6 protein-coding genes are annotated in these 7783 nt (G+C 51.2%); 4 read left to right on the top strand and 2 right to left on the bottom strand.

Annotated elements, in window-relative coordinates; translation table 11 throughout:
- Positions 1-145: 145 nt before the first annotated feature.
- Both ABEW73_RS22765 and ABEW73_RS22760 read right to left on the bottom strand, forming a co-directional pair.
- Positions 146-1021: a hypothetical protein gene (locus tag ABEW73_RS22765; RefSeq protein ID WP_430169435.1), complete on the bottom strand. Its 876-nt coding sequence runs from the start codon at positions 1019-1021 to the stop codon at positions 146-148.
- A gap of 157 nt (positions 1022-1178) precedes the next feature.
- On the bottom strand, positions 1179-2084 hold the full coding sequence (locus ABEW73_RS22760) for a LysR family transcriptional regulator (protein WP_430169432.1): 906 nt from the start codon (positions 2082-2084) through the stop codon (positions 1179-1181).
- Positions 2085-2257: 173 nt separating this feature from the next.
- On the opposite strand from ABEW73_RS22760, the gene ABEW73_RS22755 reads away from it, so the two are divergent.
- From ABEW73_RS22755 to ABEW73_RS22740, 4 genes are all read left to right on the top strand, one after another.
- Positions 2258-3295 (top strand): ABC transporter ATP-binding protein, encoded by a 1038-nt coding sequence (locus ABEW73_RS22755; protein ID WP_430169429.1) that lies wholly within the window; start codon positions 2258-2260, stop codon positions 3293-3295.
- Positions 3296-3317: 22 nt separating this feature from the next.
- Entirely contained in the window at positions 3318-4382 is a 1065-nt protein-coding gene (locus ABEW73_RS22750; protein ID WP_430169426.1) for an ABC transporter substrate-binding protein, read from the top strand.
- Between the two features lie 386 nt (positions 4383-4768).
- Complete coding sequence (locus ABEW73_RS22745) at positions 4769-6412, top strand: ABC transporter permease (protein ID WP_430169452.1); 1644 nt, start codon at positions 4769-4771, stop codon at positions 6410-6412.
- Positions 6409-7725: an MBL fold metallo-hydrolase gene (locus tag ABEW73_RS22740; RefSeq protein ID WP_430169423.1), complete on the top strand. Its 1317-nt coding sequence runs from the start codon at positions 6409-6411 to the stop codon at positions 7723-7725. The genes ABEW73_RS22745 and ABEW73_RS22740 overlap by 4 nt, the downstream gene beginning before the upstream one ends.
- The last annotated feature ends 58 nt before the right edge of the window (positions 7726-7783 follow it).

Raw genomic sequence — 7783 nt, 5'->3', positions numbered from 1 at the left:
ATCACTCGATAGCGGTCTTTTTTGTTATCCTCCGAACGAACACGTGAAAAGGAATCATGAAGTATCAGGAAGAAGGGCACCCGCTGTGGGGGTGTCCTTCTTTTCTTTACCTTAATATCTATTATTTTTATTAAATATCTCTATCTTAGTATCTTTCCAAGATCAGCTGTGTCTTCAAGCCGTCCATAGGAAGAAGCCAACCGTTAGACTCCAGGGTGTCCATCAGCTCGGATCGGAGCTGGGAAGCTACCGAGACATCGGACGTTTTAAAAGAGATTTCGATCAGATTCTCCGTTCCTGTACCGTCTGCATTACGGATCGGCCAAACTTCGAGGCTCATTTTCTGGCCTTCCCATGATCCTTCATAGCGGTAGAACGTCAGCGGTCCATGGATGCGGGACTGTGAGAGCTTTTGTTGACCCCAATTCGGGGAAGACCATTTTTTGAGCTTACCCGGTAGTTTGTCCAGCAGTAAAGCCAAGGCGTCTTGTTCGGATGGCAGCACTGTGCCGATTGTATTCGTGCTTACCTTCTTCGTGTTGGAGAAACTAAGCGTTTGTTTGCCGTAGCCCCAATCAATCTCTGCCTCGTAATTGTCATCGGAAGCATCAAAGCCTTCCTGGTTTGCCAAGCTGAGCGCCGCGTTAATATCTCCATTCACGATGGGATACCGTTTCTTATAGGTAAGCTCGTAGTTATCTTTATCCTCTTTTTTGCGAAAACGGACATTCCAGCCTTCGGCATCCAGATCCAGGTTGTCCGTATCATAATAAGCTACACCGATCGCTTGGGGAACAGAGGCCAGTCCGAATGCTTGAATGACTTCGCTCCGCAGGTCTCCATTATTTCCTAGTACGGTTTCAGGTTTGGCAAGGAACTTCACCTCATACGAAGGCACGGCATTGGCGGCGGCAGAAACCTCAGTTGCGTGGAGTCCGGTTAATCCACTTCCTAGAGCCGTGAAACTTACCATGAAAGACAACGTCAGCTGTTTCCATCTTCTCAATACAATCACTCCCATAAGCTGGATTTAGGTACACAGCTTACTTTAAACGCTGAATAATTGTGAGTTGTTAACGGGGCAGGGCGACTGTATCAAATATTTATAGAATTATTGAATAGCAGCATACATTTTTTGTTAATCCATCCACATAGCTTACAGAATAAACTACCTTATATCACAGGACTTGCTCCAATTGTTTGCCCACTTCGCGCAAGACCTCTTGAAAACGTTGAATTTGGGCGGAAGTAAGACGATCCTTGTTGTGGACGCTATATATGTGCCGGGATGCCCGATGGCCGGGAATCGGCATAACGTGCAGTAAACCTTGCTGCTGCTCCCGTTGTACCGCCATCCGTGACATGAAGGAAATATGATCCCCCAACGACACAAGTTGCTTGATCGCTTCCAGCGAGTCCAATTCCACCGGACTTCGCATATGCAGACCATGCTGCTCCAGCCAAAGGTCGGTTAGCTGCCTTGTGCTGGATTCGGTTCCATGCAAAGCGAAGGGCGTGCGAATGATCTGCTCGGGCTGCAGCGAATCCGTTTTGGTTAGTGGATGGTCAGGTGAACATATTAGGGTCAGATCATCTTTGCACAAGGACTCGGCCTGCAGACTGGAACCCGTAAAGGGTTCGGATGAAATAATGCCCATATCAATCTGGTGCCTTGCCAGCATGTCGCGGATAACCGGAGAAGGCTTGACGGATAAGGAGATCCGTATGCCGGGAAACTCACGGGCAAAGGTATTCAATATCGCAGGCAGCAGATAGGTGGCAGGGACATAACTGGCTCCAATGTGCAGCGTTCCCCGATATAAGCTGTCGTATTCGCGAACGACCCGTTCCGATTCCTTGGCCAGCGCGTTTATTTTTACCGCATAATGCAGCAGAGCTTGTCCAGCCTCGGTGAGAAATGTTTTTCCGCTTCGGGACTCGAACAGTCTTACTTGCAGTTCCTCCTCCAGTGACTTCATATGAAAAGTAACCGTTGGCTGCTTAATGCCAAGTATTTCTGCCACGCTGGTCATATGATGATGGCGGTCGATCAGTTCCACTATTTGCAGCTTCATCAGATTCATTCGTATATCTCTCCCTTGATGATTTCTTATTTATGCTCTCTATATAGATTTAATCTATGAGTATCAACAGAATTCAAACAAAAAGTTAATTCTGAGTTTACATTAGTCTAATACAACGCTTAAACGTAACCCTTACACTGGAAATAGCTTAAGAAGACAGGTTGGGATCGAAAGTGGATATTGAAATCAGGGGCATTCAAAAGTCATTTCAAGGTACACCCGCGTTGCTTCCTACCGATTTGAAACTGCGTCATGGTCAATTCACGACATTGCTCGGGCCGTCAGGCTGCGGCAAAACGACGCTGCTAAGGATGATCGCCGGGCTGGAACAGCCGGACGGAGGAGAAATCTATGCGGAAGACCGGTGTATCTACTCCGTGCACAAGAAGATTGACGTGCCGGCGCACAAACGCAACTTCGGGATGGTATTTCAGGATTTTGCCCTCTGGCCGCATATGACGGTATACGAGAACGTTGCTTTCGGATTAAAAGCGGCCAAGCTTAAGACGGATCTCAGGCAAAAAGTAACCGAAGCGTTGGCCATGGTCCGTTTGGAAGGTATGGAAGACCGTTATCCGCATCAGCTGTCCGGTGGACAACAGCAGCGGGTTGCATTTGCCAGAGCAGTAGCGATCCGTCCGGCTCTGGTACTGTTCGATGAGCCTCTGAGTGCGCTGGATGCGGTGCTTAGGGAGGAAATGCGGATCGAAATGATGTCGCTTGTGAAAGATATGGGGCTGACTGCCCTTTATGTCACACACGATCAGGTGGAAGCCATGTCGATGTCGGATGAAATTGTGGTCATGCGGAAGGGGGAAGTCCTGCAGCGTGGAACCCCGGAGATGATATATGAAACACCTAGTCATCCCTTTGTGGCTTCGTTTATCGGCAAGTCCAATTGGCTCACGGTCGATCACTCCATGGTGAGGCCGGAGCATGTGACCTGGAGCAGGACAAGCACGGAGGATGTGTGCTATCAGGCAACCGTGCTAAGCGTGAGCTATGTAGGCGAGCGATACGAAATTCGCTTACAGGTGGATGGTTCGGACAAGTGGACCGCTTACCTGGATAAGAGAATTCCTGTCGGAGAACGTGTGAATCTGTACGTGTCTCCGCATACGATCTGCCAGATGGGTGAAGGAACAAGTCATGATAAGAACATGAGTATGCAACAGAATATAGCAAAACGCACGCCTGCTGCTGCAGGCTAAGATGAAGGGGAGTTGGGGAGAAATGAGTCAATCGAAGTTACGGAAAAAAAGCGCGGTGCTGTTGCTGGCATCGGTCATGAGCCTAAGTCTGTTTGGATGTGGCAGTACGCCGAATGGGGATTCGGCAAAACCGGCACAGGATACAGGCAAGCAATCCGCATCGGGGAGTGCGCAAGCCGGAGGTAAACTCGTCCTTTACAGCGCAGGCCCTCAAAAGCTTGCGGACAATATCGTGAGCGGTTTTGAAGCCAAGACCGGAGTGAAGGTAGAGATGTTCCAAGGCACAACGGGCAAAATTTTGGCACGGATGGAAGCGGAAAAATCGAATCCGGTCGCGGATGTTGTCATTCTGGCCTCCCTCCCTTCCGCACAGGCGCTCAAGGCGGATGGTCTGACATTGCCTTATCCTGAAGCTGCCAATGCGGACAAGCTAAACAAGGATTGGTCCGACGCGGAAGGAAACTATTTTAGTACAAGCGCATCGGCGCTCGGGATTGTATACAACACCAATCTGGTCTCTGCGCCGCCTCAAAGCTGGGCGGACTTAGGCTTGCCGGAATGGAAGGATGCGGTCAATATTCCGGATCCGACGTTGTCGGGATCGGCGCTGGATTTTATCACGGGCTATTTGAGCGTGAAGGGCGACGCAGGCTGGAAGCTGTTCGAGGATTATAAAGCCAATGGGACTGCTATGGCAGGAGCGAACCAGGAAGCGCTGGACCCTGTGATCACCGGTGCCAAGAGTTTGGTTGCCGCAGGCGTGGATTATATGGCGTATTCGGCTAAAGCCAAAGGCGAGCCGCTTGACATTGTATACCCGGAGGAAGGAACTGTCGTGAGTCCGAGACCGGCTGCGATTTTGAAATCCAGTCCGAACGTGGATAATGCCAAGGCTTTCATCGACTACTTACTGTCTGACGAGGCACAGAAACTGGTGGCGGACGCCTATCTGATTCCGGGCCGTGTCGATGTGGAGGCTGAAGGCCGAACCAATCTGAAGGATATTCCGGTGTTCAAAGTGGATTGGGCTTGGATGAATGATCATGGGGATGAGACGGCAGCACGTTTTTCCGATGTATTTAAGTAGATCGCCTAAAAGTGCGTGTTCAAAAAGGTCGGTTTTCAGCACCGAGAAGGTTGGATGAAGCTAGGGATTGAGGAGCGGAGCGTACGTAGTTTGTACGTGAGCACCGGAAGGCCCGGCTGAATTCAAGATTCGATGCGGAGTTGCTTCTTGATTCACTTCGTGTTAGATATAGAAATTATTCGTTATCAGCAGAGCTGATGAAATTCTATATCGCAAGAAAGCCTACCTTTGAATCGCGGTCGCTCATCCTTGAACTGACATCGATCAGGTTTTCTTATCAAAATCGGACTTTTTGAACAACCTCTAAGAGCGAACCACAGGAAGGCAATGTGAGGTGAACCACAGTGAGACCTGTCATCATGGACAGTCAGCGATTTTTACGGAAAATGGGCGTTGTTCTCGCCCTTTTTCTTCTTATTATAGGCATCGGTGTGCCATTGCTGCTTATTTTCTGGCAAAGTGTATACCCGGATCAGCACTTCGATTGGCTGGCGCCGATACGAACGATAGCCGGTCATGAGCTGTCCGGTGTTTTGCTGCAATCCATCTGGCTAGGGGTATGCGTGGTGGCAGGATCGACAATGCTTGCGCTGCCGCTCGCCTGGATGATGGCCAAAACCCGGTTGGGACAGCATCGGTGGGTGGATGTAATCTTAATGATTCCGTTTATGACCCCGCCGTATATCGGTTCGATGGGCTGGATTCTGTTTATGCAAAAGGGCGGGTATTTACAGCAGTGGCTGCCGGGAGCAGCGAGATGGAGCGATTCCTTCTTCAGCTTCGGAGGCATGGTGCTGATTATGAGCCTGCACTTGTTCCCGTTTCTTTACCTGCTGCTGCGTGACGCTCTGATCCGGATTGGCGGTAATCTGGAGGAGGCCGGCGCGGTTCATGGCGCAAGCGCCGGATATCGGTTTAGAAGAATTATATTGCCGCTGCTGTTATCGTCTTACGGCATGGGCGCGATGCTGGTGTTCGTCAAAACCATTGCAGAATTCGGCACCCCGGCAACGTTCGGTCGCCGCATCGGCTATTATGTAATGACCTCGGAAATCCACAAATATATTTCAAGCTGGCCTATCGATTTCGGTAAAGCGACCTCGCTGGCATCGGTCCTGCTGTCGGTTTGTCTGGTGATGTGGTATATGCAGTCCACGATCAGCCGGAGGTTTACCTACCGTCTTGTCGGCGGCAAAGGTCAACGCTCCAAAAGATATTCGCTGCGCGGCAGCAAAGGCGCCGTTTGCGCTTTATACATCGGTTTGCTGCTGATATTGTCTGTCGGCATTCCTTATTTTTCAATCATTGCGGCATCCCTGATGAAGCTCCGGGGAGCCGGATTGTCCTTAGATAATCTGACGTTCGATCATTACAAGGAATTGCTGTCCTGGGGATCGGTCAGCCAGAAAGCTCTTGGTAACAGTCTGGGACTGTCGCTTGCGGCATCTACGGTTGCAGTTCTGCTCGGTACCGGTTTTGCCCTGACGATCGGCAAGTCCCAGGCACGAATGCAGCGGGTCATCGATCTGTTAAGTCTCTTGCCGAATACGGTTCCCGGCATTGTGATGGTGGTCGGTTTGATCCTGCTCTGGAATGCGCCATGGATGTCGGTTACGCTCTACAATACCTACGGGATGGTGGTGCTGACGTACGTCGTGCTGTTCCTCCCGTACACGGTGCAATATGTAAAGGCCAGCTTTACGCAGATCGACGGTACCTTGTTTCAGGCGGGGCAAGTATTTGGAGGCGGTCCTCTGCTTATATTGCGGCGGATTCTGCTGCCGCTGGTTATGCCCGGCATGCTGGCAGGATGGATCATGACTTTCACGATTGCGTCACGGGAGCTGGTCGGGTCATTGCTCATTTTGCCGCCATCGATGCAGACATCGGCTACGTATATCTTTGCCCAGTTTGAGCAGGGACAGGTGTCTCTCGGGATGGCGATGGCCGTTGTCTCGGTCGGCATGACGGTGCTGCTGTTACTGCTGGTCGAAGCAATGAATTCTAAAAGAAAGTGGAATGCATCATGATGAAACTGACGGTGTGGGGCGGCGCAGGCGAGCACGGCCGTTCCGCCTATTTACTAAGCGGCAGCCAGGTTCATTTACTCTTGGATTGCGGCGTCAAGAAGGAAGGATCGGGAGACTATCCCATGATCCAGCAAGAACAGGTGCCGAAGCTGGATGCCGTGTTTCTGTCGCATGCTCACGAGGATCACTCGGTGGCGATTCCGCTCCTGTACCGGCTTGGTTATCAAGGGGAGGTATGGACTACCCGGGAGACGGCAGCACAGTTAACGGCCTACTTCGCCTCGTGGAGAGAGTACACGGCAAGGGCAGGCGTAGAGCTTCCTTATAAGGAGGAGGATCAGCTGGCAATCCGCTACCGGTATCTGGAGGAAGAGGCCGAGAAGTTGACATGGTTTGAGCCGCTTCCCGGCGTAAAGGTCATGTGGGGACGAAGCGGCCATATGTTGGGGTCTGTCTGGTTTCTAGTACAGGCTGAAGGCAAACAGATCTTTTATTCAGGAGACTATACATCCGAATCGCTGCTGCTTGAGGATGACAGCCCTGCGCTGGTAGACAAGCCTTCTTCCATGCTGCTGGACCTGGCTATAGTGGATGCGGCTTACGGGACCGACGCGAATTCACAGGCCGATAAACTGAAGCAATTGGAACAAAAGATCGAGAGCACGCTGCAAACCGGCGGGAAGGTATTATTACCGGTGCCGGCCGCCGGCAGAGGGCAGGAAATGATCCTATGGGCATACAGGAATTGGGGAAACGTGCCGATCGTGATCGAAGCGCCGCTGATTGAGGGGATGAAGCGACTGCTTGAGCGTTCGGAGTGGCTTCGCAGCCAGGAATCGGATCAGGGAATGAGAGATCAGTTGGAGTTATTACTGAATCGGAACGATTGGATCATACCCGCTAGCGAGGTGGAGCGCGAGTCCTTGCTCCAGAAGCACGGGGCATCGCTATGGTTCGTAACCGATGGGATGATGCAGTCGAATCTTGCGCAGTGGTATTATAGCCAGATGTCCAGCGATACCCGGAATCTGGTCCTGCTCACGGGTCATGTTTCCCAGGGGACCTTTGGACATCGTCTCCTTCAACATCCGGCGTCCTACGGTGCCTGCTCAGTCACAAAAATCAGGTATAAGGTACACCAGGGTCTGACGGACGTGCGCCAGATGATAACCGGCGTTCCAGCACTGCACACCATACTCGTCCATGCAGACAAAGGCGAAACGGACCGGTTAAAAGCCTGTCTGACAGAGGAATCCCCAGATGCCAACCTTCACATTTATTCCATGTCGGCTGGTGAGGAAGTCTATTTCTAGTCGTGCTTAGAGAACCTTTATCGCTTTCGCGATAAAGGTTTTTTTGTGGAATTGCTGT

Source organism: Paenibacillus lautus (assembly GCF_050482385.1).
GTDB lineage: Bacteria > Bacillota > Bacilli > Paenibacillales > Paenibacillaceae > Paenibacillus_AQ > Paenibacillus_AQ lautus_B.
The sequence above is the reverse complement of the archived record's forward strand: the minus strand, read 5'-3'. Positions and strand labels throughout refer to the sequence as shown.

Excerpts from the sequence above, each read along its gene's own strand:
- ABEW73_RS22765 (WP_430169435.1), bottom strand. The coding sequence starts at position 1,021 with ATGGGAGTGATTGTATTGAGAAGATGGAAACAGCTGACGTTGTCTTTC.
- ABEW73_RS22760 (WP_430169432.1), bottom strand. The coding sequence starts at position 2,084 with ATGAATCTGATGAAGCTGCAAATAGTGGAACTGATCGACCGCCATCAT.
- ABEW73_RS22750 (WP_430169426.1), top strand. The coding sequence starts at position 3,318 with ATGAGTCAATCGAAGTTACGGAAAAAAAGCGCGGTGCTGTTGCTGGCA.
- ABEW73_RS22745 (WP_430169452.1), top strand. The coding sequence starts at position 4,769 with ATGGGCGTTGTTCTCGCCCTTTTTCTTCTTATTATAGGCATCGGTGTG.
- ABEW73_RS22740 (WP_430169423.1), top strand. The coding sequence starts at position 6,409 with ATGATGAAACTGACGGTGTGGGGCGGCGCAGGCGAGCACGGCCGTTCC.